General features: G+C 68.1%; 21 protein-coding genes and 1 pseudogene. 13 read left to right on the top strand and 9 right to left on the bottom strand.

Annotation, left to right across the window (positions count from 1 at the left end):
• Positions 1–16: 16 nt before the first annotated feature.
• Positions 17–342 (bottom strand): annotated as a pseudogene (locus tag R2K23_RS24410) (DUF4345 domain-containing protein).
• A 79-nt stretch (positions 343–421) separates the two neighbouring features.
• Here R2K23_RS24410 and R2K23_RS24405 point away from each other — a divergent pair.
• Both R2K23_RS24405 and R2K23_RS24400 read left to right on the top strand, forming a co-directional pair.
• Positions 422–1,177, top strand: a complete 756-nt coding sequence (locus R2K23_RS24405; protein ID WP_316513333.1) for a helix-turn-helix domain-containing protein — start codon at positions 422–424, stop codon at positions 1,175–1,177.
• 230 nt (positions 1,178–1,407) lie between these two features.
• Complete coding sequence (locus tag R2K23_RS24400) at positions 1,408–1,791, top strand: hypothetical protein (RefSeq protein WP_316513332.1); 384 nt, start codon at positions 1,408–1,410, stop codon at positions 1,789–1,791.
• Between the two features lie 62 nt (positions 1,792–1,853).
• On the opposite strand, the gene poxB is transcribed toward R2K23_RS24400, so the two are convergent.
• A complete protein-coding gene (gene poxB, locus R2K23_RS24395) occupies positions 1,854–3,578 on the bottom strand; it encodes a ubiquinone-dependent pyruvate dehydrogenase (protein ID WP_316513330.1) in 1,725 nt (574 codons plus the stop codon).
• 246 nt (positions 3,579–3,824) lie between these two features.
• On the opposite strand from poxB, the gene R2K23_RS24390 reads away from it, so the two are divergent.
• Both R2K23_RS24390 and R2K23_RS24385 read left to right on the top strand, forming a co-directional pair.
• Positions 3,825–4,835, top strand: coding sequence for an oxygenase MpaB family protein (locus R2K23_RS24390; RefSeq protein ID WP_316513329.1), 1,011 nt, complete (start codon positions 3,825–3,827; stop codon positions 4,833–4,835).
• A gap of 225 nt (positions 4,836–5,060) precedes the next feature.
• Complete coding sequence (locus R2K23_RS24385) at positions 5,061–6,026, top strand: VldE C-terminal domain-containing protein (protein WP_316513328.1); 966 nt, start codon at positions 5,061–5,063, stop codon at positions 6,024–6,026.
• A 56-nt stretch (positions 6,027–6,082) separates the two neighbouring features.
• Here R2K23_RS24385 and R2K23_RS24380 read toward each other — a convergent pair whose 3' ends face one another.
• Positions 6,083–6,835: an NHL repeat-containing protein gene (locus tag R2K23_RS24380; RefSeq protein ID WP_316513326.1), complete on the bottom strand. Its 753-nt coding sequence runs from the start codon at positions 6,833–6,835 to the stop codon at positions 6,083–6,085.
• Between the two features lie 200 nt (positions 6,836–7,035).
• Positions 7,036–7,734: a cutinase family protein gene (locus R2K23_RS24375; RefSeq protein ID WP_316517539.1), complete on the bottom strand. Its 699-nt coding sequence runs from the start codon at positions 7,732–7,734 to the stop codon at positions 7,036–7,038.
• A gap of 274 nt (positions 7,735–8,008) precedes the next feature.
• Between R2K23_RS24375 and R2K23_RS24370 the strand changes: the two genes are divergently transcribed.
• The 4 genes from R2K23_RS24370 (at position 8,009) to R2K23_RS24355 (ending at position 13,183) form a co-directional block, all read left to right on the top strand.
• Positions 8,009–8,344 (top strand): hypothetical protein, encoded by a 336-nt coding sequence (locus R2K23_RS24370; RefSeq protein ID WP_316513324.1) that lies wholly within the window; start codon positions 8,009–8,011, stop codon positions 8,342–8,344.
• Between the two features lie 282 nt (positions 8,345–8,626).
• Positions 8,627–9,493: an alpha/beta fold hydrolase gene (locus R2K23_RS24365; RefSeq protein ID WP_316517538.1), complete on the top strand. Its 867-nt coding sequence runs from the start codon at positions 8,627–8,629 to the stop codon at positions 9,491–9,493.
• Positions 9,494–9,596: 103 nt separating this feature from the next.
• The gene (locus tag R2K23_RS24360; RefSeq protein WP_316513322.1) at positions 9,597–11,228 is read left to right on the top strand and encodes a glutamate synthase-related protein; all 1,632 of its coding nucleotides are present in this window, start codon (positions 9,597–9,599) and stop codon (positions 11,226–11,228) included.
• Positions 11,225–13,183 (top strand): thiamine pyrophosphate-dependent enzyme, encoded by a 1,959-nt coding sequence (locus R2K23_RS24355; protein WP_316513320.1) that lies wholly within the window; start codon positions 11,225–11,227, stop codon positions 13,181–13,183. Before R2K23_RS24360 ends, R2K23_RS24355 begins: the two co-directional genes overlap by 4 nt.
• Positions 13,184–13,285: 102 nt before the next feature.
• Here R2K23_RS24355 and R2K23_RS24350 read toward each other — a convergent pair whose 3' ends face one another.
• Positions 13,286–13,864, bottom strand: coding sequence for a TetR/AcrR family transcriptional regulator (locus tag R2K23_RS24350; protein WP_316513317.1), 579 nt, complete (start codon positions 13,862–13,864; stop codon positions 13,286–13,288).
• Between the two features lie 132 nt (positions 13,865–13,996).
• On the opposite strand from R2K23_RS24350, the gene R2K23_RS24345 reads away from it, so the two are divergent.
• Both R2K23_RS24345 and R2K23_RS24340 read left to right on the top strand, forming a co-directional pair.
• Positions 13,997–14,740 (top strand): SDR family NAD(P)-dependent oxidoreductase, encoded by a 744-nt coding sequence (locus R2K23_RS24345; RefSeq protein ID WP_316513315.1) that lies wholly within the window; start codon positions 13,997–13,999, stop codon positions 14,738–14,740.
• A gap of 36 nt (positions 14,741–14,776) precedes the next feature.
• A complete protein-coding gene (locus R2K23_RS24340; protein WP_316513312.1) occupies positions 14,777–16,354 on the top strand; it encodes an alpha/beta hydrolase in 1,578 nt (525 codons plus the stop codon).
• A 12-nt stretch (positions 16,355–16,366) separates the two neighbouring features.
• Here the strand turns inward: R2K23_RS24340 and R2K23_RS24335 are convergent, their stop codons facing one another.
• Both R2K23_RS24335 and R2K23_RS24330 read right to left on the bottom strand, forming a co-directional pair.
• The gene (locus R2K23_RS24335; RefSeq protein WP_316513310.1) at positions 16,367–17,188 is read right to left on the bottom strand and encodes a nitroreductase family protein; all 822 of its coding nucleotides are present in this window, start codon (positions 17,186–17,188) and stop codon (positions 16,367–16,369) included.
• Positions 17,189–17,261: 73 nt separating this feature from the next.
• Positions 17,262–18,161: a serine hydrolase gene (locus R2K23_RS24330; protein WP_316513308.1), complete on the bottom strand. Its 900-nt coding sequence runs from the start codon at positions 18,159–18,161 to the stop codon at positions 17,262–17,264.
• A 157-nt stretch (positions 18,162–18,318) separates the two neighbouring features.
• Between R2K23_RS24330 and R2K23_RS24325 the strand changes: the two genes are divergently transcribed.
• Entirely contained in the window at positions 18,319–20,847 is a 2,529-nt protein-coding gene (locus R2K23_RS24325; RefSeq protein WP_316513306.1) for an excinuclease ABC subunit UvrA, read from the top strand.
• 111 nt (positions 20,848–20,958) lie between these two features.
• On the top strand, positions 20,959–22,053 hold the full coding sequence (locus tag R2K23_RS24320; RefSeq protein WP_316513305.1) for a VldE C-terminal domain-containing protein: 1,095 nt from the start codon (positions 20,959–20,961) through the stop codon (positions 22,051–22,053).
• 8 nt (positions 22,054–22,061) lie between these two features.
• On the opposite strand, the gene R2K23_RS24315 is transcribed toward R2K23_RS24320, so the two are convergent.
• Complete coding sequence (locus R2K23_RS24315; RefSeq protein ID WP_316513303.1) at positions 22,062–22,829, bottom strand: DUF1906 domain-containing protein; 768 nt, start codon at positions 22,827–22,829, stop codon at positions 22,062–22,064.
• A 127-nt stretch (positions 22,830–22,956) separates the two neighbouring features.
• A complete protein-coding gene (locus tag R2K23_RS24310; protein WP_316513301.1) occupies positions 22,957–23,811 on the bottom strand; it encodes an SDR family NAD(P)-dependent oxidoreductase in 855 nt (284 codons plus the stop codon).
• Between the two features lie 144 nt (positions 23,812–23,955).
• On the opposite strand from R2K23_RS24310, the gene R2K23_RS24305 reads away from it, so the two are divergent.
• Positions 23,956–24,546 carry a TetR/AcrR family transcriptional regulator gene (locus R2K23_RS24305; protein ID WP_316513299.1) on the top strand — a complete coding sequence of 197 codons (591 nt, stop codon included), beginning with the start codon at positions 23,956–23,958 and terminating at the stop codon, positions 24,544–24,546.
• Positions 24,547–24,580 lie beyond the last annotated feature (34 nt).

The raw sequence follows: 24,580 nt of genomic DNA, 5'->3' as shown, positions 1-24,580 counted from the left end.
GAACGCCGTCCGAGCCTCAGTTGCTCGCCGCCCAGAACAGCGCAGCTGCCCCGACGATCTCGACCACACAGTAGAACCAGTTGGGGTAGAACGAGGTTCGTTCATCGAACAGCGCGGATACGGCGCGGCCGAAGGCCATCCCGGCTAGGGCGGCCCCGACGGTGAGCAGAATTCCGGTGCGCACTTCGCCGGGGGTGAGCGCCGCGTAGGTCAGCACGGCGGCGATCGCCAGTCCGAAACCCCCGTAGACCCCCGCACCTCGGCGCGGGATGCCGCGGTCTTGAGCTCGTAGTCGAAGGGCCGCAACATGGTTGTCGGCGCGGCCAGCGCGAAGATCCCCATCGCGGCGAAGAACACCCCGACGGCCACGATCACTGCTTGCACCACGGTAACCTCCTGATCAGTTGACGAGGAGTCCACGATGTCCGATCCCGGCCCCGTTGCGCTTCCACAAACCTGCTATCCCGCGGTGTGGTTGTGGCCGGGTCAGGCGCTGTATTCCGGGCCGGCGCTCGGGTTGGAGCCGCATTCCGGTTCGGTGTGGTGCCTGCTGGTCGGCGTCGACGGGCCCGTGGCCGTCGACGTCGAGGGTGTTCGGGTCGAGGCGCGCACCGCGTTGATCCCGCCTCGGCTCACCCACCACCTGACCATGACCGGGCCGCTGGTCTCGTGCTACCTGGATCCCGCCGGGGCGCGGGCGGCGGCGTGCCGCCGCCAGTTCGAAAGGTTCTGCGGCGACATCGGAGTGGACCATGTAGCCGAAGCCGACCTGATCCGCCCGCCGCGCGACGACGCCGGCGCATTGCGCTGGCTGGAGACCGCCGCGCCCTCAGACGTCCAGCAGCTCGATCCGCGAATCGAGTTGGCCGCCAAGCAGATCAGAGAGAACCCGATGGCGGCGACGTCGGCGGTCGAGCTGGCCGCATCGGTGGGACTGTCCGAGTCCCGGTTCCTGCACCTCTTTCGCGCCGAAATCGGCTCGAGTCTGCGCCGCTACCGGTTGTGGTGCCGGTTGATGCGGGCCGGTGCCCGCGTGGCCGCCGGCGACAACATCACCGAAGCGGCCGTCGAGTCCGGGTTCACCAGTCCGTCCCACCTGGCCGACCGGTTCAAGAGGACCTTCGGGCTGTCGGCGACGCAACTGCTCGGCACGGGGCTGACGATCCGGATGCCGTGAACGGGCCAGCGGTGGCCGAGTATTTCTTCGGACTCGCCGCCCCGGTGCCTCGACAGCCACGAGGAGTACCTGTCGGCGGCGTCGAATCAGTCGAACAACGCAACCGTCGGCAATGTTCCTCTGAACGCCGCGAGGGTCTGGATCCCGAAAATTGGTGCACCAACCGTGGCTCGGCGCGCCGTAGGCTCAGAGACCGAGCGCACAGGGGGTGCGCAGCAGAGGGGACCGCAATGGTGACCATCGACCTGGCCGGCGTGGCCATGGCGACGGCCGAGGAGTCGCACCCGGGGCGTGTCGTCGGCACCATCTTCGGGCAGCTGCTCATCATGGGCCTGATCGTGTACTTCGTCGTGCGGGGAGTGCTCAAACTGACGAAGGGACCGTCGCGGCCCGGTGCCGCACCGGCGTACTGGCAGGGGTACCCGCCGCAGCCCGGCGCGGCCTGGCCGCCGCAGCCCGGCGCGGCCTGGCCGGCGCACCCCCAGGCGAATTGGCCGCAACACCAACCCCCGCCGGGCAGTGGATGGCCGCCGCACCACCCGCCCCAGCACGACTATTGGGCCCGTCCCCAAACGCCGGGCCACCCACCGACGCCCGGGCCGGGGCAGCGCTGACGGACCCGCGGCGATCGACGTCGAGCGAGGCGCGCGCACCCCGTTGTGTGAGAAGAGGCGTGTCAGAAGAGCTGCCTGAGGTTCGCTTTCGCCAGATCGATCAACTCGTCGCCGCGGCCGGACATGACGGTCCGAATCGCGTAGAGCGTGAAGCCCTTGACCTGCTCGGCGGTGATCGCGGGCGGCATCGACAGTTCGTGTCGTTCGGTGACGACATCGAGGAGCGCGGGTCCGTCGTGGCCGAGGATTTCGCGAACCGCGTCGGGAAGGTTCTCGGAGCGCTCCACCCGCACGGCGTGGATGCCCATGGCGCGGGCCACCTCGGCGAAGTTGGGGTTGACCAGTTCGGTTCCGTAGTTGATGAACCCAGCCGCTTTCATCTCGAGCTCGACGAAGTTCAATGACGAGTTGTTGAACACCACCAGCTTTACGGGCAGCTTGTTCTGCGTGAGGGTGATCAACTCGCCCAGCAGCATCGCCAACCCGCCGTCGCCGGCCAGTGCCACCACCTGGCGCTCCGGAAAGGCCGCCTGCGCTCCGACAGCCTGGGGCAGCGCGTTGGCCATCGACCCGTGGGTGAACGATCCGATCAACCGCCGGCGGCCGTTCATCGTCAGGTATCGCGCGGCCCAGACGACCGGTGAACCGACGTCGGGGATGAAAACTGCGTCGGCAGCCGCGTGCTGGTCGACCAGCCGCGCGAGGTATTGCGGGTGAATGGGTGCGCCTCGCTTCGAGGGGGTCGCCAGCTCGTCGAGTTTGGTGCGGGTTCGTCGGTAGTGGTCGCGGGAATCTTCGAGATGATCGCGGGAAGTCTTGCGCTCCAGCAGCGGAAGTAGCGCGGAGGCAGTGTCTTTGACGGTGCCGACCAGGCCGAGCTCCAGCGGATGCCGGCGGCCGAGTTGTTCGCCGCGGATGTCGACCTGGATGGTGGCGGCGTGCTCGGGATAGAACTGTCGGTAGGGGAAGTCGGTGCCCAGCATCAGGACCGTGTCGGCGTTTTCCATCGCCCGGTAGCCGGACGCGAACCCGAGCAGGCCGGTCATCCCGACGTCATAGGGGTTGTCGTACTCGATGAACTCCTTGCCGCGCAATGCGTGCACGATGGGTGCGCCCAGCGCCTCGGCGACGGCCAGCACCTCGTCGTGGGCGCCGGCACAACCCGCGCCGGCCAGGATGGTCACCCGTTGGCCCCGGTTGAGCAGCGTTGCGGCGCGGGCGAGTTGGTCTGCCGTCGGCACCACGACCGAGCGACTCGCGCGGATGGCGGTGGCCCGATCGGTGACGGCGTCGGATAGAGCCACGTCGCCGGGGATCACGACGACCGCGACGCCCCGTCTCTCGACGGCGGCGCGCATCGCGATCTCCAGCACCTGCGGCATCTGGCTGGGGTGGGCGACGTACTCCGTGTAGACGGACGCCTCGCGGAAGAGCTCTTGCGGGTGGGTCTCTTGGAAGTAGCCGGTCCCGATCTCTGCGGTCGGGATGTGCGCCGCGATCGCCAGGACCGGCACCCTCGAACGATTCGCGTCGTACAGGCCGTTGATGAGGTGCAGGTTGCCCGGCCCGCAACTGCCGGCGGCCACGGCGAGCTCACCGGTCACCGCGGCGTCCGCTGCGGCGGCGAAGGCTGCCGCTTCCTCGTGGCGTACCAGTACCCACCGGATGCCGCCGTCCTTGCGCAGCGCGTCGGTGAACCCGTTGAGAGAGTCGCCGGGGATGCCGTATACGCGCTCGACGCCACTGGCCCGCAGCGTCGCGACCATCTGTTCCGCCACCGTGGGCATGCGGATCTCCTTCACCTCTGGTTCGTGGCCGGCAAACCCGCGGGCGGCGAGCTGGTGGGCAGATCCCGAATGGCGGGTACCCACGACGACAGTCTTGCGCGGAAGTGGGCCGCCGAGGCGCTGTTGAGCGAAATGCCGAGAGCATGGCCGGGGGGAGGTTCTGACCGCGGCCGCAACATTGGGGGCTGGACAATGACAACGAACGTAGTCAAAATGGATGCCGACCCCGACGGAAAGATTTGACCAGTGACCCAAGATGCTTCCGAGATCTGCCCGGTTGCAGAGGCTGAGACCTCCCCGGTGGCAGCGGGCTGTCCCGTCACCAACGGCGGCTACGACGCCCCGCCGGTGCCGCTGGGCCCCGACTCGCTGACCTGGAAATACTTCGGCCAGTGGACCGGGCTGTTCCAGGGCACCTGGGCGGGCTCGATGCAGAACATGCATCCGCAACTGGGCGCGGCGGTGCAAGAGCACTCGATCTTCTTTCTGGAGCGCATTCCCCGGCTGCTGCGGTCCATCTATCCGATCGGCGGTGTGGTTTTCGACGGCGACCGCGCCCCGCAGACCGGTGCCCAGGTCCGGGACTATCACATCGGTATCAAGGGCGTCGACGAGAAAGGCCGTCGATACAGCGCGCTGAACCCGGATGTCTTCTACTGGGCGCACGCCACGTTCTTCAAATCGGTCCTGCTGGCGGCCGAGAAGTTCGGCGGCGGGATCAGTGAGACCGACAAGCGGCAGCTGTTCGACGAGCACGTCACCTGGTACCGGATGTACGGGATGAGCATGCGGCCGGTGCCGAAGTCCTGGGAGGAATTCCAGGAGTACTGGGACCACATGTGCAACAACGTGCTGGAGAACAACTGGGCTGCCCGCGAAGTGATGGATCTGTCCACCATGCCCAAGCACCCGTCGCTGCGGTGGATTCCGGATCCGTTGTGGGCGCTGAACCTGAAGGTCATGCAGCGCTTCCTGACGTTCATGACCGTTGCGCTCTACGACCCGCCGGTGCGGGAGCTGATGGGTTACACGTGGTCGCCCCGGCAACAGTGGGTGCACGACCGGCTGTGCGACGTGATCACGCTCGTTTCGAAGTACGGTCCCAAGCGCCGGCTCATGCATCCGCGGAAACGCTCGGCGATGGATCGGAGCCAGGGACGGCTGCCCGCGGACGCGCCGCTGGTGGAGACACCGGCACGGAACTTGCCGCCCGAGGAGTACCGCGGCCAACCCCAGTTCTACTGCCCGGTGGTCTGAGCGAACCGCCCCGCCCGACGGGGCCGGCAACGCGACGAAACGCTCTTTGGCCCCGCACTGCCTTTGCTGTGGAGCTGGTGCCGGGGCAATTCCCGGCCTCCTGGTTCGACAGAGTCGATGCCGCTTCCGTAATCTGCACGGCAGCCAAGTCCCATGGACAGGTAGTAGCTCGACGCAGTAGACGTCGACAACGTCGAAGGATTCGCAGTCTTGAAGGTTGTCCCAGTGTTTGTGGCGAGGCGTTTTGTCCACAAGCCGCTGGCCGGTGCGATCGCCGGTTTGATGGTTCTGAGCGCGGTGTCGGGCGGCGGCGCGGCGTATGCCGACCAGGCCGAGGACAGCGTGGCGGAGGTCGCCGAGTTGTCTCGCGAGGTCGAGCAGCTGTCTGCGACCATCCTCAACGCCCAGCCGGACCTCGACGCGAAGCTGCAACTGCTGCGGGTGGCGGACGAGAAATACGCCGACGATTTGGCACGCCGAGAGGTGACCCAGACGCAGCTGGCCACCCAGCAGCATGCCGTTGACAAGTTTGCAGCCGCGGTCTACATCGGTGGGCGCACCGATGGCGCCAGCGCAGTCCTGACCGCCGCGTCGCCGTCGGGGCTGATCGAGAGCCTGGCTACCCAGCGGGTGATGGAAACCGAGATGTCTGCGCAGCTGAAGCGGCTCCACCGGGCAGACGAGGAAGCGCGGGCCGTCGAAGCAGAGTCGGCAAAGTCGGCGGCTGAGGCCAAGGCTGCCGTCGACGCGGCCACCGCCGTGCGAGCGGATCTGCAGAACAAGCGGTTCCAGTTGCGGACGAAGATGTCGGAACTCAACGCCAACTATTCCACGCTCCCGCCGGCGCAGCAGGCCGGTCTGAACCTCCCGTCCGGTGCCGTCACGGCAGCGCTGGGATCGACCTCACCCATCCCGACCGTCGGGATGCGCGGCCTGGTCCCCAACGCGCGGCTCCTGGCGGACTACATCATGGCGACCTACCCCGGAGTGCAGTCGATCGGTGGCGTGCGCGCGGACCCCCTTCCTGATCACCCGAGCGGGCGCGCCTTGGACATCATGATCGGCTCGGATATGAGTCTCGGAGATGTCATCGACGCGGACCTTCGTAGTCAGGCCGGACGCTTCGGCATCGCTTACACGATGTGGCGGGTGACAGCCCACTTCGACCACGTCCACGTCACGGTGTCCTGAGCCCTGGCACGGGGCAGCGGTCGTGACGGCCGCACGCCCGGCCCCGGACCCACCGACTATTCGACGGCAAGCTTGACGATTTGTCGTCCCTGGAAGTTGCCGATGTCGGCCATGACGTAAACGTTGCCGGCGCGGTCGACGTCAATTCTGGTGGGGCTCTTGATGTTGCTGAACGGCAGCTGGACCCAGGCACCGCCGCGCGCGGGTAGCCGGGATACCGTGCCCGCCTTGATGTCGGTGGCGTACAGGTTGCCTGCCGCGTCGACCGCCAGGCCGCCCACATCGGCGGGCGCCCCCTCGACCGGGTCGGCGGTCTCCGAATTCGGGCCGACCTTCACAATCCGGCCCATCGTGGAGACGAACACGTTGCCGTCGGCGTCGACCGCCATGTGCCCCATCCCCTCGAGGCCCTGCACGGGAACTTCGGTCGGGGCCCCCGCACCGGGGACCAGTTTCAACAGCTTGTTGCGCGCGTTGTCGCCGAGGTAGACCGTGCCGTCCGGCGCCACCGCGATCTGGCTGCGTTGCCGAATCTCGCCGAACGGCAGCGGGTCAGCAGTGCTGGACCCGGGTCGGAGGGTTTCGACGGTGTCCAGGGCGGTGACGAAGGACAAGGTGCCGTCCGGCGCGGCCGCCAGGGACGTGACCGTGGCACCGTTGCGCGGAGTCAGCTCGACTGCCCCGGGTGTCAGCGTCCAGATCCCCGTGGCGAAACCGCCCAGGTAGAGGGTGCCGGTGGCGTCGACGGCCATGGTGATTGCGCCCATCGGGTCGACGAGCACGCTCTGCGGGCCGGTCTGCAAAGGCACGTCCTGCGCCAGGGAGGTCGGTGTGGAGCCCGCGCATGCCGTCAAGACACCCCCGCCAAGGAGGGCCAGGACGGCGAGGAATCCGAGCGCCGTGGTGTGCCACCGCCGGACGGTATGCGGGTATATCGCCACCCGATCGGCAACCGGCCGCGGTCTCGGGTTATCCCTGTTCACCCCGAGGAGTTTAGGCAGCAACCACGTCAGCCGCCGGTGATCCGTCGGGCAGCGAACTCGGCGGCCTGCTCGGCCATGCCGTTATGGACGTAGGCGCTGTGCGCTCGGCGGTCGAGGCTGCCGAACTGGCAGACCGGATCGGCGGGAGCGCACAGATCGATGGTCTTGCCCGCGAACGCCGAGCCGATCACCAGCGGAGGCGCGCCTTGGTGCAGGAGGTTGACGACGCCGGACGACGGCTTGCCGAACAATGCCACGGCGGCAACGTTGTTGGCCACCGTCGGGGGCAGTGGCCCGGACAGGCCGGTGGGCAGCGCGTAGCCGGCGGGCACGGCGTCACTGGTGGCATAGGCGCTGACGGCGGCGCCCTGCGAGTATCCGCCGAGCACGATGTCGGTGGCAGGGCAACGGGCGGCCAGGTCGCTGAGGTGGTTGCTGACATCGGCGACACCGTCGGCGGCGCGGGCGAAGTCGGTCGAGGCGGGGTAGTTGACCGCATAGACCCCGATGCTTCGGCTGGGCAGCCGGTCACGGAGGGCGTCGACGAACGGGGCGCCCACCTTGCCGATGCCGGGCCCCTCGAACGTGCCGCGGGCAAAAACCACTTCGACATCGGCGCAGCCGGTGTTGGCGATGCCGGTCGGGGCGGCCGCGGCGGGACCGGCGCCCGCGCCCAGCAGCGTTGCGGCACCGGCGGCGCCAACCGCGCACGCCTGCAACAGCATTCGAATGCGATGGCGGTGGCCGACGGGAGAGGTGTGGCGGCGGTGGTTGAACAGGGGAATGTTCATGGCGGGCAATACCTCTCGGGCGGCGCTGGCGGCGCGGTCGTTGGTCGTGCGTCGGGGCGGTCAATCGGTGTCCAACGCGACTTCGCAACAAAAAATTTCCGGCCGCATACGCGTGGCCGGAATTTGGTGCGCGCCTCACGGCCCAGCGCGCTTTAGGCTCAGAATCCGAGCGCACATCAGTGCTGCCCAGCAGACGGGAGAAAGTTCTGTGTCTTCGAGCCGCGCTCTCGACGCTGCGGTGGCGTTTCCGCTGCTGGTGGTGCACGTCATCGTGGCGGTCGGCGGCGCCGGAGCCGTGATGTTGTCGGGGTCCGGGCTGGACCCGTGTTCTTATCGGCCTTGCGGGGACCCGCGCTGGGCGGACCTCGCCCTGGACACCGTGTTGGTGACCGCGGTGGCGTTGCCGGTCATCGATCTTCTGCTGATTGTCGTGCAGTTGGTGCGGGGCCGGCCCGCCTGGCCCGTCCCGGTGGTGCTGTGCATCGTGCAGGTGGTCGTCGCCGTGGTGTGCCTCGTGCTCGTCGCGCAGTCGGGACCGCTGTGACACCCGGGGTCACGAACTAGGCCGGGGGGCGATCGGTGAACCTAGGGCGCAGCTAAGCACCCTGGGGTGAGTCGGCAGGTTCAAGACGGACCGGTCCGTCTTGACGCGAGACGGGCCGGTCCGTATTCTCGGGCATCAGCAGGTTCGGACCACACGGTCTCTCAGTTCGACTGCTTGTTCCCTGAATACTCGATACGGCTGGCAAGGAGAATCCCCGATGCCCGACATCATCGGCAGACCTTTGGGCGCCGTCGTGTCACGAAGCGATCGCGGCCGATACGAATGAGCATCGTTCATCATCGGACCGTCACTGTCGACGGCTACGAGATCTTCTATCGCGAAGCCGGGCCGGCGGATGCGCCCGCGATCGTCCTGCTGCACGGCTACCCGACCAGCTCGTTCATGTTCCGTGAACTCATCCCGTTGCTGGCCGGCGACTACCACGTAATCGCACCCGACCACCTCGGGTTCGGCCGCTCCGATGCGCCAAGGGTGGGAGAGTTCGATTACTCCTTCGAGGCCCTTGCCCGGCTCACGTCCGGACTGCTCGACCACCTTGGCCTGCAGCGCTATGCCCTGTATGTCCACGACTACGGCGCGCCCATAGGGTGGCGGCTCGCGCTCGACCATCCCGAACGGATCACCGCCGTTGTCACACAGAACGGCAACGGCTACGAGGACGGTTTCGTCGAATCATTCTGGGAAGGCATCTGGGCATATGGCGCGAATCCCGGCCCTGAGACCGAACCCGCCGTCCGGGCCGCGCTGAGCCTCGACGCCATCCGCTGGCAGTACGTGCACGGCGTATCCGACCCGAGCACAGTCAACCCGGACACCTGGGAGCACGACTTCGCTCGAGTCTCCCGAGAGGGCAATGACGAAGTGCAGTTGGCCTTGTTCCGGGACTACCGCAACAACCGGGCGCTCTACCCGCTGCTGCATGAATTCCTGCGCACCCATGAGGTTTCGGTACTCGCGGTGTGGGGCCGCAACGACGAAATCTTCGCCCCAGCGGGAGCGCAAGCCTTTGCCCGCGACTCCTCAGACGCGGAGGTGCACCTGATCGACGGCGGGCACTTCCTGCTGGAGAGTCACCTCGACGTCGTTGCCGGCCATGTTCGGGGTTTCCTCAGCCGAGTGCTCGGCTGAATCGGCCGAGCCCCATGATGTCAGTGTGCTCGCACACGCCTATGCCGAGATCCGCGGGCACCTGCTGGGCGCCCCTGACCCCGAGTAACCCAAGGAGCAGACAATGACAGTGGCGCCAGAATCGCGAACCGGCATGCGGGTGGCGGCCCTGTCCGACCTGCCGGACAACGCTCCGTTCGCGGTGGCCGCCGCGGGGGTGGACCTTGTGCTCGTCCGGCGTGGTGCGGACGTCTCGGCGTTGCATGGCCGATGCGCGCATCGCGGTGTGCTGCTCGCGGATGGACATGTCGACGGCAACCTCATGGTGTGCGGCGTGCACGGCTGGCGGTACGACGTCGACACCGGGGTCTCACCGGTCAACCCGTCGGTGGCGTTGGCGACGTTTCCGGTCTGGGTCCGGAACGGGGAGGTGTACGTCGATGAATCCGCAATCGCCGAATTCGCGCGCGCCAATCCGCAATCTCACGGCGACGACGGCTATCAAGGCAAATGGGTCAAGCCGGCCGACTCGGTGGAAGAACCGTTCAACACCCAGATCCATGAGCTCGCCACGCACGGACTGAGCCGGGTCGGGCATCACGGACCCGCTGCGGCGATGGGCGTTTCGCGCGCCGAGCTGCCTTCGTGGGATTCGATTCAGCTGGTCACCGCGCAACTGCACCGGCTGCCGCTGCTCGATGAAGAGCCGGTGTGCACGAAGACGGTCATCGGTCCGCAAGCGACACGCCCTCTGGCGCTGGATATTCCGATCTTTGTCAGCGACATGAGCTTCGGGGCGCTGTCCGAGGAGGCCAAGACGGCCCTTGCGGTCGGTGCGGAACTCGCCGGGACCGGAATCTGCTCCGGCGAGGGCGGCATGCTTCCCGAAGAGCAACAGGCGAATTCGAGATACTTCTACGAACTGGCCTCTGGCCGCTTCGGATGGAGCTTTGAACACCTGAGCAAAGTGCAGGCGTTCCATTTCAAGGGCGGTCAGGGCGCCAAGACGGGTACCGGTGGACATCTGCCGGGGACCAAGGTGGTGGGAAAGATCGCCGAGGTGCGGGGGTTGGCTCCGGGCACCGCGGCGATCTCTCCGGCGCGATTCCCGGACTGGACCTCGCTGGCGGAGTACAGAGACTTCGCCGCGCAGGTCCGCGACGTCTCGGGGGGAATCCCGGTCGGCTACAAGCTCAGTGCCCAAAGCATCGAGCGCGACCTCGACGCCGCACTCGAGATCGGAGTCGACTACATCATCCTCGACGGCCGTGGCGGCGGAACCGGCTCCGCGCCCACGATATTCCGTGACAATATCTCGGTGCCCACGATTCCGGCGCTGGCCCGGGCCCGCCGGCACCTGGACCGCAGTCAAAGCCGGATCACGCTGGCCATCACCGGCGGCCTCCGCACCCCCGCGGACATGGTCAAAGCCCTGGCGCTGGGGGCCGACGCGATCGGCATCGCCAACAGTGCGATTCAGGCCATCGGCTGCGTCGGTATGCGCGCCTGTCACACCAATACCTGTCCGGTCGGCATCGCGACGCAGGATCCGCGCCTGCGCGCTCGGCTGCCGGTGCGGTCGGCCGCCGAACGGTTGGACCGGTACCTGCGATCGACGGTGGATCTGATGGCGGTGCTCGCCCGGGCCTGCGGGCACCGGCGCCTCGCCGATTTCACCCTGGACGACCTAACGACCTTCGACCGTGACTTCGCCTACCTCAGCGGGGTCCCCTACGCAGGAGTGACACCGCTGTGAGCATTGACGAGAACAGCCGAGAACTCGACTGGCACAAAGCTGCCGACCCGGGTGAACTTGACGAGGGCCAGGTGGCAGCGTGCCCAGTCGGGCTCAAGACAGTGGCGTTGACCAAGCTGGACGGCCGCTACGGCGCCATCGACAATCGCTGCCCACACCAAGGCGGCCCGTTGGGCCAGGGGACCCTCGAGAATGCCAAGATTCGTTGTCCGTGGCATGGTTTCGACTTCGACCCGTTCACCGGCCACGCCGCGGGTGGACCAGACTTCGACGTCGCGACCTACCCGGTGCAGGTGCGTGACGACGGAATCTACGTCGGCATCCCGCACCCTGCGCCAGTGCACCGCACCGTCAGTGACGTCTTGGTCGAGACGATGACCAATTGGGGTGTCGACACCGTTTTCGGGATGGTCGGTCACTCCAACCTCGGTCTCGCGGAGGCCATGCACCGAGCCGAAAGCGACGGAAAGTTACGGTATTTCGGTATCCGCCATGAAGGGGCCGCGGCGTTTGCGGCCGCCGCTTACGGGAAACTCACCGGCCGCCCCGCGGCGTGCTTCGGAATCGCGGGACCGGGTTCGACGAATCTGCTGACCGGCCTGTATGACGCCAAGGCCGACCGCGCCCCGGTGCTGGCACTGTCCGGCAACGTCGATTCCGCGGTGGCCGGCAAAGGGGCGTTTCAAGATATCGATCTGTTGGCGGCCTTTGCCGATGTCGCGGTGTACTCGGAGATGGTGCGCGCCGGCTCGGACCATGCCGAGTTGATGACCCTGGCGCTCAAACACGCCATCCTCGAGCGCGGGGTCGCCCACATGGTGGTGCCCGACGAAGTGCAGATCATCGAGGACCCGAAGCAACGATCCTCCGGGCCCGAGGGGCGGATGCCCGACCTTCGCGTCGCGCCGCCTGCGGCTGCGCTGCAGCAGGCACTCGACCGCATCGCCGCGGCGACTCGCCCGGTGATCATCGTCGGAGCCGGCGCAAAATTCGACATGGCGGCCATCGTTGCATTCGCCGAGAGCCTGCAGGCCCCCGTGCTGACCACCTTCAAAGCCAAAGGCCAACTCTCCGATGAGCATCCGCTGGCATGCGGTGCACTGGGCCGGTCGGGCACTCCGGTCGCGTCCTGGATGATGAACAAGGCCGACCTGCTGGTGGTGTTCGGCGCGTCATTCTCGAACCACACCGGCATATCGCCGTACAAGCCCATCGTCCAGGTCGATACAGACCCGCTGGCGCTGGGCCGATTCAACCCGGTGGCGGTACCCGTGCTCGGTGACGTGGGGGTGACGGCCTCAGCCCTGCTACAACGTCTGCGCACGCATCCGGCGCTGGTCGATCAGCGCGCGGAGGTCGCCGATCGCTGGTCGGTGTGGCGCACCGAGAAGGCCCGTCGCGCCGCCAAGCACCCCGACGGTCGGGTCGCTGCGGCGACCGCCTTCGCTGAACTGAGCCGCCTCGTTCCGGCCAACGCCGTACTCACCGTGGACGTGGGTAACCACGCCTACTCGTTCGGACGCTACTTCGAGACCAAAGACCAACAATCGGTTTTGATGTCGGGCTACCTCGGCTCGATCGGCTTCGGGTTTCCCGCTGCGATGGGGGCGTGGGCTGCGGCACCCGACCGGCCGATCATCGCCGTCACCGGCGACGGCGGCTTCGGCCAGTACCTCGCCGACTTCACCACAGCGGTCAAGTACGACATGAACATCACCCACATCCTGCTCAACAACGGTGAACTCGGCAAAATCAGTCAGGAGCAGCGCAGTTCCGAGTACGAGGTGTGGCAGACATCGCTGCACAATCCGGACTTCGCCGCGTACGCGCGGGATTGCGGCGCGTACGGGATTCAGGTCAGCAGTCCCGCTGAGCTGCGTTCTGCCATCACAGCGGCGCTCACGCATGCGGGGCCGGCGCTGGTCGAGGTCCTCACCGATCCGCGGTCGAACTGAGACAGATTGGATTTGCCCTGTAGGTGTTAGCCGGCCGTCGCCAGGCAGAAGCCCTGGGCTCCAAGGGCATTCGTCGGCCTCGCGGTCATGACGCGAACACCCTCATCGGACGCCCTCGAACGTGAGTTTCAGAAGCGCATCCATGTGTTCGGGTTCGAGCGGCATCGCGTGAAACATCCGGTACTCGATGACCCCGTAGAGCACATCTCGCAGCGTCGACACGTCGGCGTCGGTGCGGATTTCGCCGCGTTCCTGAGCCAAGGCAGCCCGCGCGCTGAACCCCTTGATGTTGGGTTCGATCACCTGCTCGTAAACGGCGTCCAACAGGTCGGGGTCAGATTGGCCGGCGGCGATCACACCCCGATATGCGGCTCCGAATCCCGTGGTGGTGACCAACTCCAAGATGCCGAGCAACTGGGTCCGCAGATCAGCGACGATGTCACCGGTGTCGGGGAACACGACGACGGGATTCAGGGACCGGGTGGCAGCTTCGAGTACCACCGCACCCTTCGACGGCCACCATCGGTAGATGGTCTGCTTGCCGCAGCCCGCCCGCCTGGCGATCGCCTCGATCGAGACGTTGTCGTAGCCGAGCTCGCTGATCAGGGCGATGGACGCGTCCAGGATGGCTTGCCGCGACTGCTCGTTGCGGCGGGCGGGATCGGGTGGGTTCGCGGACATGGCAGCACACTAGCGAGGGACAACGCCCGAAACAACACGAGACGGTCCGTATTGACACGAGACGAGTCGGTCCGTACCGTCAGTGTCGTCCCCGCACGAACGCAATCGAGCGGTCCGAATATGGAGGTTTGCATGCCGTTTCTGGCAGGTAAGACTGCACTCGTCACCGGCGCAACTTCCGGAATCGGTCTGGCCGGGGCACGCGCGCTCGCACAGGACGGCGCCTACGTTTTCCTGGTGGGGCGCAGCGAAGATGCCCTCGAAGAGGCTGTCGCCGGCATCGGCGCCGAACAGGCGGGCTACATTCGCGCCGACGTGACACAGCAGTCCGATCTCGACCGCGTGACGTCCATCATCGAGGCCACGGGACGGGGGCTCGACATCGTGTTCGCCAACGCGGGTATCGCCGAGGTCGCGCCGCTGGGGGAGATCACCCGGGAGCACTTCACCACCACGTTCAACACCAACGTCGGCGGCATCATCTTCACCGTGCAGGCTGCCCTTCCGCTGTTGAACGAGGGCGCGTCGGTCATCCTGTGCGGCTCCAGCGGTGACGTGAAGGCGAATCCCGGCACGAGCGTCTACGCCGCTTCCAAGACCGCCATCCGGTCCCTGGCCCGCAGCTGGGCCGCGGAACTGGTCGACCGAAAGATCCGCGTCAATGTCGTCGCTCCCGGACTCACGGAGACACCGGGATTGAAGCGACTCTTCGCCGGCGCCGACGACGGCCTCGCAGCGTTGACCGCCGCGATGCCGATGAAGCGCCTCGCCCGGCCCGAGGAGGTCGGTAGCGTGGTCGCGTTCTTGGCCTCCGACGGCAGCACCTTCATAACCGGCTCAGAACTCTACGTCGACGGCGGCGGCAGCCAGTTCTGATTCTGCGAAATCCACGACCACCGAACGGACTATCCAATGCTGTCACGCCTTTTCACGTCCGCGCGGCAGAAGCGCAGCGGCTCACACACAGTCGCGGGCCTCGCGGTGCTCGCCTTGGGCATCGCCATGACGGCCTGCACTTCAGACACCTCAGCGGTGTCGTCTTCTCCCGGCCTGCAACGGTTCCACTCCCAACAAATCACCTGGGAGGCTTGCGAGAGCTACGCCAACACCTCGATCGAGAGCGCCGTATTCGCGCAGGCGCCCACCATGGAGTGTGGACGCGTGGAGGTGCCGCTGGATTACCGGGATCCGGACGGCAAGACCGCGCGCCTGGCCGTCGCCCGGGTTCCCGCCCGGGGCGAACCCATCGGCTCGTTGTTGATCAACCCCGGCGGGCCCGGCGGTTCCGGGCTGTTCGCCACCGCGGCGACGGCGATGGCGCTCCAAGACGCCCGGTTGACCGAGACCTTTGACCTGGTCGGTTTCGACCCGCGCGGGGTGGGCAGCTCGGAGCCTGCCATCGACTGTTTCACCGATGCCGTGGCCGATAGCGGCGACATCGTCTTGAGCACGCAGGGCACCGCCGTGCAGTGGACGGAGGAGGAGACGAAGGACATCCTCGACCAGTGTGCCGAGCGCTCGGGCGGCGTCGACGTGCTGACCAGTGTCGGCACCCGCGACGCGGCGCGTGACATCGACGTGCTGCGGGCCGTCCTCGGCGATGACCAGCTCACGTTCCTCGGCCAGAGCTACGGAACGCGGCTGGGCGCCGTCTACGCCGAACAGTTCCCGCAGCACGTGCGCGCGATGCTGCTCGACGGCGCCATCGATCCGACCCAGGGCACCGTCGAGCGCCGGGTCGGTGCCTACGCCGGGTTCCAGCGGTCCTTCGAGCAGATGGCCGCCTTCTGTGCCTCGCAGGCCGACTGCCCGCTGGGCGAGGACCCGACCACGGCCACCGAGGTGTTCCACCAGATCGTGCGCCCGCTCCACGAAACGCCGGTGCCGGCGCTGAATTCCGAGCTGGGCTTCGACGAAGCGATCGGCGGCGTTGTCGCCGGTCTCTACACCGAGGCGGCGTGGCCCCGAATCATCACCGGCATAACGCAATTACAGCAGGCCCGCGGCGACGAACTGCTCCAGCTCAACTATGACTTCTCGCTCCGCGACGGCGAGGGCCGCTGGCCGAATTTCGCCGAGGCGCTTTACGCGATCAACTGCATGGACGAGCAACGGCTCAGCCTGGAAGAAGGTAACAGGTTGCGCGCCAGCATATTCGAGGCTGCACCGTTCATGGACCCCGGAGTCGCACTGACCGGCGCCCGCGACGGGTGCGAGCACTGGCCGACCGAGCCGACGCTGGGGTTCCCGTACGCAACCGATATCGAGGGACTGCCGCCCACGCTGGTGGTGTCGATCACCGGCGATCCCACCACACCGCATGCCGGCGGCATCCGGCTGGCGGAGCAGCTCGGCGGTGCCTTGCTCACCGTGGATGGGGAAGGGCACACCATCGTCATGGCCGGAACCAACCAGTGCGTCAACGAGATTGCCGCCGACTACCTGATCGACCTGGAGTTGCCACCGGAAGGTGTCTCCTGCGAGTTGTGACAACCGTGGGCTCTACCCGAGCGCGAAGGTGGTCGTCTCGGCCACCGACCGGCGTTGCAGCGGCGGCAGCGCGTCGGTGACCGGCTGTTGCCCGAGCCGCAACAACGCCTGCGGATAGGCGTCGCCGTCGAAGACCTCACAGGTGAGCGCCAGGCGGTTGCGCTGGTCGCGGAGCGGCTGCGTCAACGGGCAGGTGGCAAGCCCGAGGGCAGCGGCCGCGAGCGTCAGGTCGCTGAGCGCCTCGCCGGCCCGGAGCCGCATTCCCTCGGTGTCGGCGGCGGTGGCCAGCACCAACATCGCGGCCTGGTCGCCGTCGTGCTGCGGCGCGGCGCCGGCGTAGCGCAGCGCGAACTCGGCATCGCCGAGCCTGGCCCACCGACTGGCGGGAACCACGGACAGCTGGACATCGAAGCGGGCCGCGCGGATGACGAGTTGTTCGATCGTGCCGGCGGGCAGTGCGCCGCGGTAGGGCCGCCGATCGGCCCGACGGCGCGCGATGGCCGCGGCGAGTTCGCGGCTGGCCGCACCGGCGGGGCGCGCCGCGAGCTCGAGGGACGCCAGCACGTCGGGCTCGGGAAGGCGATGGATCCGGCTCGACCAGCCGGCGGCGCCGAAGGCGACGGCGCAATGGTGCAATACCGCGCCGCAGCTCAGGACCACGTCGCGACGGTCGGCGTCGGAATCACCGAGACTGCGGCTCCAGTCGGCGAACAGGTGCACGCCGCGGGTGTCGACCAGCCATCGCCACGGCTGCGCGTTGCCCGCCGACGGGGCGCGCGCGGCGAGGTCCAGGACGTGCTCGACGTCGGCGGCGTCGGGGAAGGTGGTGGCCACCCCTTCTCACCTCCGCTCCGAGCCGGCGACCGTTGACGGCCACAGTCTAGAAGCAGAGTAGATCCGGGTGGCGTCAGATCTTGCCGCCCGGGAACACCGTCCGGACGGCTTGGGTGATGTTCTCGCGGGCGGCGGCCTCGTCGGTGGGGTCCAGGGCGCCGATCGCCATCACGTAGCGGTGGTCGACCCCGATGGTGCCGGTGGACACGTGCAGTTGGTTTCCGCCGTTCCAGCAGCAGAACCAGCCCTGCTTGACCGCAACGGGCTCCCCGCTGAGTCCGTCGGGAATGCCGAACCGCTGCGGGTAGCCGTCGACGCCCGTCGGGGTGTGTTGCCCCAGGTTGGTGATGATCACGTCGGCCTGTTCGCGGGGCAGCCCGCCCGCTCCGTTCAGCAGCTTGTCGTAGTAGGTCACGAGATCGTTTGCGGTGCTGGTTGTTACGTCCCACTTGGCGTTGTTGTAGGGCGGCGTGGTCCCCGCCAGCCCGTAGCGGGCCACGATGCGCTCGATGATGGCGCTCTGACCGTTGCGGTTCCAGAAGGTCTGGGCGGCGCCGTCGTCGGAGGCGCGCAGCATGACGTCGAGCGCCTTGCGGTCGGCGGCGGACAACGGGCCGTCGGACTCGTGCAGCAGATCGTCGGCGATGAACACCTTCACCACCGAGGCGATGGGGAAGGCGGTGTCGGCCCGACTGGAGACCCGCTGACCGGTGCTGCGGTCCAGGACCGCCAGGTGGATCGCGGCGCCCGAGGCGGCGGCGTCGGCGGCGGCCTGCTGGACTCGAGTATCCAGGCCGGCCAGCGGCGCGGCGGGTGCGGCCGGGGCGGCAGGTAGGGCATCGGCGGTGGCCTGGGGGGCGTGCTCGATGGCGGGAGGCATCCCCCGCGCCTGCCCTCCACAACCCGCGACAAGGAGCGCCGCCGCGGCGATCGCCGTCCCCGTCATCAACCGATTGGGTAGCCGCCCGCGCATGAGACTCCTTCGAAGCTTCTGGATTCAGCGGGACCGACCCGCGGACACACGGTTACCCCCACCCTATTCGGCCAAACCTGGCAAGGTGCGGCCACGGTGGGGGCCTGGCGGGTCGGTCCCCGCTCGCCGCCGGATCGGTGCGTACACAATGGCGGAGGTGGATGAAGATCGCCGCGCGCGCAGGCAGGACCCGGACTCCCACGTCCGCGTCTACGCCTCCCGCGTGCACAACCTGAAGGCCGTGGACGTCGCGGCCCCGCGCGATTCGTTCGTGGTGTTCACCGGGGTCTCCGGGTCCGGCAAGTCCTCGCTGGCGTTCGGCACCATCTACGCCGAGGCCCAGCGCCGGTACTTCGAGTCGGTGGCGCCGTACGCCCGCCGGTTGCTGCTGCCCCAGGACGCCCCGAAGGTCGACGACATCACCGGCCTGCCACCGGCGGTCGCGCTGCAGCAGCGCCGCGGCACCGCGACGTCGCGGTCGACGGTCGGCACCGTCACCACGCTGTCGAACCTGCTGCGCATGTTGTTCTCCCGCGCCGGAACCTATCCACCCGGGGCCGAGGAGCGACTCGACTCCGATGCCTTCTCCCCGAACACCAGCATTGGCGCCTGTCCGGAATGCCACGGCCTCGGCCGCATCCACGAGGTGACCGAGCAGACGCTGGTGCCCGATCCGTCGTTGACCATCCGCGAGGGCGCGGTGGCCGCGTGGCCGGGCGCCTGGCAGGGCCAGAACCTGCGGGACATCCTCATCACGCTTGGCTATGACATCGACCAGCCGTGGCGCAAATTACCCAAGCGGCAACGGGATTGGATCCTGTTCACCGACGACCAACCCACCGTCGAGATCGATCCGAGCCGGCATCCGGTCACCGCGGACTACTACTACAACGGCACCTTCTCCAGCGCCGAGCGCCACGTCCGGCACACGCTGGCCAACTCGCAGAGCGCGACCATGCGGCGCCGGGTGCTGCAGTACGTGCACAGCACCGACTGCGCCGTCTGCGGCGGCGCCGGACTGCGGCCCGAAGCGCTCGCGGTGACCTTCGCCGGCCACACCATCGCCGAGCTGGTTGCCTTGCCGTTGACGGCCCTGGCCGAGGTGTTGGCGCCGGCGGCGGCCCGGACGGAGTTCGCGGCGGCCTACGAATCCACCGAGTCCGGTGAGTTCACCGAGGTGGCGACCATGATCGCCGCCGACCTGGTGGCGCGGATCGCCGTGCTGGTCGATCTGGGGCTCGGCTATCTGAGCCTGCATCGCCGCACCCCCACGGTGTCGCCGGGGGAGCTGCAGCGGCTGCGGCTGGCGACGCAACTGCGCGCCGGGCTGTTCGGCGTCCTCTACGTCCTCGACGAGCCGTCGGCCGGGCTGCATCCGGCCGATGCCGAACCACTGCTCGACGTGTTGGAGCGGCTGCGGCGGGCCGGTAACTCACTGTTCGTCGTGGAGCACGACATGGACGTGGTGCGGCGCGCCGAGTGGATCGTCGACGTCGGTCCCGGCGCCGGTGAGCTCGGCGGCCACGTGGTCTACAGCGGGCCGGTGGACGGCCTCGCCGACGTCGAAGCGTCGGTCACCCGCAGGTACCTGTTCGCCGACGGCATGCCCGCTCAACGCGCCACCCGCTCGCCGGTCGGAGTGATGCGCTTGCGCGGCATCACCTTTCACAACCTGCGCGACGTCGACGTCGACATCCCACTGGGCTCGTTCGTGGCCGTCACCGGCGTGTCCGGGTCGGGAAAGTCGACGCTGGTCTGCAAGGTGCTCGGCGACGTGATGGCGGCTCAGTTGGGTCGATCGGTCGACCTCGTCGGCGACGGTGCCGACGACGACGCCGAACTCCTCGACATCGACGTCGACTCCAGCGTGGGTGTGCGTGTCTCCGGCGCCGAGACGATCGACCGCCTCATCACCGTGGATCAACGGCCGATCGGCCGGACGCCGCGGTCGAACCTGGCGACCTATACCGGGCTTTTCGACGCCGTGCGCAAGCGGTTCGCCGACACCCCGGAAGCGCGGCGGCGGGGCTGGAGCGCGGGCCGCTTCTCGTTCAACGTCGCCGCGGGCCGGTGCGATACCTGCCAGGGCGAGGGTTTCGTCGCCGTCGAGCTGCTGTTTCTGCCGGGCACCTACGCCACCTGCCCGACGTGTGGCGGGGCGCGCTACTCCGCGGAGACTCTCGAGATCACCTACCGGGGACACACGATCGCCGACGTGTTGGCGCAGACCGTCGACGAGGCGGCCGACTTCCTGAGCGATCTGCCGGGCGCGGCGAGGAGCCTGACGACGCTGCGGGAGGTCGGGCTGGGCTACCTGCGGCTGGGGCAGCCGGCCACCGAACTGTCCGGCGGGGAGGCCCAGCGCATCAAGCTGGCCACGGAGTTGCAGCGGGTGAAACGCGGCCACACCCTGTACGTGTTGGACGAGCCCACCACGGGCCTGCACCCGGCCGACGTCGAGTTGCTGGAACGGCAGCTGCACCGGCTCGTCGACGCCGGCAACACCGTCGTGGTCGCCGAGCACGACATGTCGGTGGTGGCCGGGGCGGACCATGTCATCGACCTCGGACCCGGCGGCGGCGACGACGGGGGCGCCGTCGTGGTGGCCGGCGCGCCGGCCGTGGTGGCCGCCGAAAAGCGCAGCCGCACGGCGCCTTATCTCGCCGCGCGACTGGGCACGGCGTGACGGGCACGGCCGGCCGGGTAGACATCGTCACGCCCTGTTCGTAACCTGTCCCGGGGACGACGACAGCTGGGCCAAGGACGGTCCTTGCAGTGAAGGATCGTGACGAGCCGTATGACCTTGGTGCGCCATTCACTTCGGCGAGCGGTGTGCGGCGCTGCGGCGGGTGTTCTGGCGCTGGCCCTGTCGCTGGGCGGCGCGACCGCGGACCCGTCGGCCGACGCGCTGGCCAAGCTCAACGAATTGTCGAGTCAGGCGATCCAGGCCCGCGAGGCCGTCACCGCAGCCCAACGGGACGTCGACGCCAAGGCGGCCGCTCAGGCGGCGGCCGACGACCGCCGGCGTGCCGACCGCGAGGCTCTCGACGCGGCGAACGCCCAACTTGCGCCTCATCAGGAGGCCGTCAACCGGCTGGCCGCGATGACCTACATGAGTGGGCGCGGCGGTCAGATGGCCACCGTGCTGACCGCCACCTCGCCGAGCCAGCTGATCGACCAGCTGGGTCTGCAGCGCACGGTCAGCGCCACGATGGCCGAACAGATCAGGGTCTTCATCGAAGCGCGTGATCGCGCGGCGTCGGCCGCGGCCGCCTCGGAGCGTTCGGCCGCTGCGGCCCGCGCCGCGGCCGAGCAGGCCACCGCCGTGCGCACCGACCTGCAGGCCAAGTGGAAGGAACTGCTGCGCCAGATCGCGGCCGCCGAGGCCCAGTACGCGGCGTTGACGCCGCAGCAGCAGGCCGCGTTCGACAGCGCCGTCCCGCCGCCCCCGCCGCCGGAGGCCGCGCCGGCCCCGGAGGACCCGGCGATCCTCGCGATGCCCGGCGAGCCGTCGCTGGCGGCCGCCGTCCTCGACATCCCGGAGGCGCTGCCCATCGGCGTCGCGAACGAGGCCGGGCTGCAGCCCAACACCGTGCTGGCGGCCCGGGCCGTCAGCGCGCGGTTCCCGCAGATCGCGAACATCGACGGGGTGCGGCCGGACTCGAAGCCCTGGCACCCGCGCGGCCTGGCGATCGACATCATGATCCCGAACCACAACAGCCCCGAGGGCATCGCGCTCGGTGACCAGATCCTCGAGTTCGCCATGGCCAATGCCGGGCGGTTCGGGCTGCAGGACGTGATCTGGCGCGGCACCTATTACACGCCGGCCGGGCCGCAGGCCACGGGGTACGGCCACTACGACCACGTGCACATCACGACGCTGCCGCGCTGATTACTCCGTCAGGGATGGAAGTTCCACTGGCCGCAGTCCTGGGCCAGCACGTCGTTGACGTCGACGCGGCTGCCGCCGACCAGCGGTCCGGGGTTCGAGGCGGTGTCGATGATGCGTTGGTAGAGCACCGCGCCGGGGAAAATCTGGCCCTGTGACCAGGACCGGGTCTGCCAGGCCCACACCTTGCCGGGGGTGCGCGATTTGCCGATGACGCCCTCGGCCGCAGCCCATTGGCAGGGTTTGATGCCCCCGTAGATGCCGGTGCGCTGTACTCCCAGCACCGAGTTGATGCCGCGAAACCAGGGCAGCACCAGGGTGTCCCAGGTGTGGCGGTCGACGTCGTCGTCGACGCTGAAGTAGATCGGGGCGTTGCGGCCGCCGCCCGCGGCGGTGTGCAGGTTCCAGCCGGTGCGGGCGTCGGCGACGCCGCCGGGGTAGCCGCGGGTGAAGTCCGACGGCGCCGTCCCGCCCGGCTTGCCGTATTGGTAGTTGCTGACGATCACCAGGCCCGCCGCCGTCAGCGACCGTGCGTAGGGCAGCGTGATGGGCTTGGCGCCGAACGACGAGCCGGGCCGCGAGGTCGAGACGTAGTTGATCACCCCGGCGTGGCCGGCGGCGCGGATGTCCTGGGCCGGGATCTGGCGCATGGCGAAGTCGATGAGGGTGGGTGCTGCGGCATTGGCAGTGGGTGCGTGCGTCGCCGCGGTGGCGCCGAGGCCGACCACGGCCGACGCCGCGGCGGCATAGCGCAGCGCGTCACGCCGGGATACCTGCACGGCGCGAGGTTACCAAAGGGACTGCCGTGAATGGTGTGACCACGGGTGGCGGTGGGGTTCGTGTCCGATTCGTTGTCCGCGTGGGGCCGGTGGCGATCGTCCTACCCCCGCACGGTCGGCCCGCCCGTCAGCGCACCAGGGTGGCGCCGCCGTCGAGACGGAGTTGCTGGCCAGTCATGAACCGTGATTCGTCGGAGAGCAGATACAGTGCGGCATAGGCCGATTCCCAGACGGTCCCGCGGCCCATCTTGAGCTTGACCACCTCGTTGTGCCGCTCCGTCGCCTCGTCGGCATCGACACCGAACAGTTCCTGCGTGTCTCGGTTGGCCAGTACCGAGTCGATCGGACCCAGCATCAGCGTGTTGACGCGGATCCCGTCCCCGGCGTACTGCACGGCGGCGATCTCGGTGATCTGGTTCAGTCCGCACTTGCCCAGCGCGTAGGGCATCAGGCCGATGTTCATGCCGATCTCGTTCTTCATGCTCGCGATCGACGAGATGTTGACGATGCTTCCCGTCGAATCGCCCGGGTTCTTCGTCATGCATTGCGCGGCAAACAGATTGCAGTGATAGCAGCCGAGCATGTTGACGTTGAGGCCGTAGTTGAAGTTCTCGACGGTCATCGAGTTCGTCTCGAAATCGAACGGTGGATTCGTCGCAACGCTGTACACCATGCCGTCCACCCGACCGCTGGTCGCCATGGCGGTATCGAAGATGCGTTGGCAGTCGTCCTTGTCGGCGACGTCCGCCTCGACCGCGTACGCCTTGCCACCCTCGGCGACGATCAGCTCGACCGTCTCCTTCACCGCCGCCGGGTTGAGGTCCACCGCGACCACTTCGGCGCCATGGCGCGCGGCGAGCATCGAGATGGCCCGCCCGTTGCCCATGCCGGGGCCGGGGCTCTGGCCCGCGCCCACCACCACGACGACCTTGCCGGACAGGTCGAACGCCGTCCGTTCCTTCTGACCGAAGTCGATCGACATGTGGGCCTCCCTTTCAGTGCGCGGTGCGGGCTCGCCGAGCTGACTGACCAATCGTAAAGTTGTTCCTGACCAAACGTACAGGAGTTTGCTGTACGATTGGTCAGCAGATTCGTGTGATGTCAACGACGTCAGGAAGGCACCTGTGTGAGCGGGCACCCGGGCGGCTCCAGCGCGCCGACCCGGCAGCGACTGATCGATGTGGCGATCGAGCTGTTCAAACGGCACAGCGTCGCCGGCACGTCACTGCAGATGATCTCCGAGGAGCTCGGGCTGACGAAGTCCGCCATTTACCACCACTTCCGCACCCGCGAAGAACTTCTGACTGCCGTGATGGAACCGCTGATCGCCGAGGTGGCGGCGCTCGTCGAGGCCGCCGAGTCACTTCGCGGTGTGCGCGCCCGCGCCGACCACATGCTCGTCGGATACGCGGCGCTGGCCGCGACGCATCGTGAGCTGCTGCCGCTGTTCACCGGCGATCCGGGCGTGGCCGCGCTGCTGCGTACCCGAGCCGAATGGGGCGCGGTCATCGAACGTCAGATGGCGCTGTTCGCCGACGTCGAGCCCGGACTGGGCGGACGCGTGAAGGCCGGACTGGTTATGTCGGGGATCGCGTCGGCCGCCGGCGGCGACTTCGGCGACGTGGATGAGGCGGCACTGCGGGACGCGCTCATCGCCGCCGGGCGCCGCACGCTCGGTCTGCGTGCGCTACCGGGCCGGGACACCCGAGCCACCTGAGCGCCCGACGAGTTTCGGGTCTCGTCCACAGCCG

Origin of the sequence: Mycolicibacterium sp. MU0050 (assembly GCF_963378085.1) — a bacterium.
GTDB lineage: Bacteria > Actinomycetota > Actinomycetes > Mycobacteriales > Mycobacteriaceae > Mycobacterium > Mycobacterium wendilense.
This window is presented reverse-complemented; position numbering and strand designations above follow the sequence as displayed.

Bases quoted from the DNA above. Each gene is read 5' to 3' on its own strand.
- R2K23_RS24310 (WP_316513301.1), bottom strand. From the start codon at position 23,811: ATGTCGATCGACTTCGGTCAGAAGGAACGGACGGCGTTCGACCTGTCC.
- R2K23_RS24330 (WP_316513308.1), bottom strand. From the start codon at position 18,161: ATGCGCGGGCGGCTACCCAATCGGTTGATGACGGGGACGGCGATCGCC.
- R2K23_RS24350 (WP_316513317.1), bottom strand. From the start codon at position 13,864: ATGTCCGCGAACCCACCCGATCCCGCCCGCCGCAACGAGCAGTCGCGG.
- R2K23_RS24365 (WP_316517538.1), top strand. From the start codon at position 8,627: ATGAGCATCGTTCATCATCGGACCGTCACTGTCGACGGCTACGAGATC.
- R2K23_RS24400 (WP_316513332.1), top strand. From the start codon at position 1,408: ATGGTGACCATCGACCTGGCCGGCGTGGCCATGGCGACGGCCGAGGAG.
- R2K23_RS24405 (WP_316513333.1), top strand. From the start codon at position 422: ATGTCCGATCCCGGCCCCGTTGCGCTTCCACAAACCTGCTATCCCGCG.
- R2K23_RS24345 (WP_316513315.1), top strand. From the start codon at position 13,997: ATGCCGTTTCTGGCAGGTAAGACTGCACTCGTCACCGGCGCAACTTCC.
- R2K23_RS24375 (WP_316517539.1), bottom strand. From the start codon at position 7,734: ATGCTGTTGCAGGCGTGCGCGGTTGGCGCCGCCGGTGCCGCAACGCTG.
- poxB (WP_316513330.1), bottom strand. From the start codon at position 3,578: ATGCCCACGGTGGCGGAACAGATGGTCGCGACGCTGCGGGCCAGTGGC.
- R2K23_RS24360 (WP_316513322.1), top strand. From the start codon at position 9,597: ATGACAGTGGCGCCAGAATCGCGAACCGGCATGCGGGTGGCGGCCCTG.
- R2K23_RS24320 (WP_316513305.1), top strand. From the start codon at position 20,959: ATGACCTTGGTGCGCCATTCACTTCGGCGAGCGGTGTGCGGCGCTGCG.
- R2K23_RS24340 (WP_316513312.1), top strand. From the start codon at position 14,777: ATGCTGTCACGCCTTTTCACGTCCGCGCGGCAGAAGCGCAGCGGCTCA.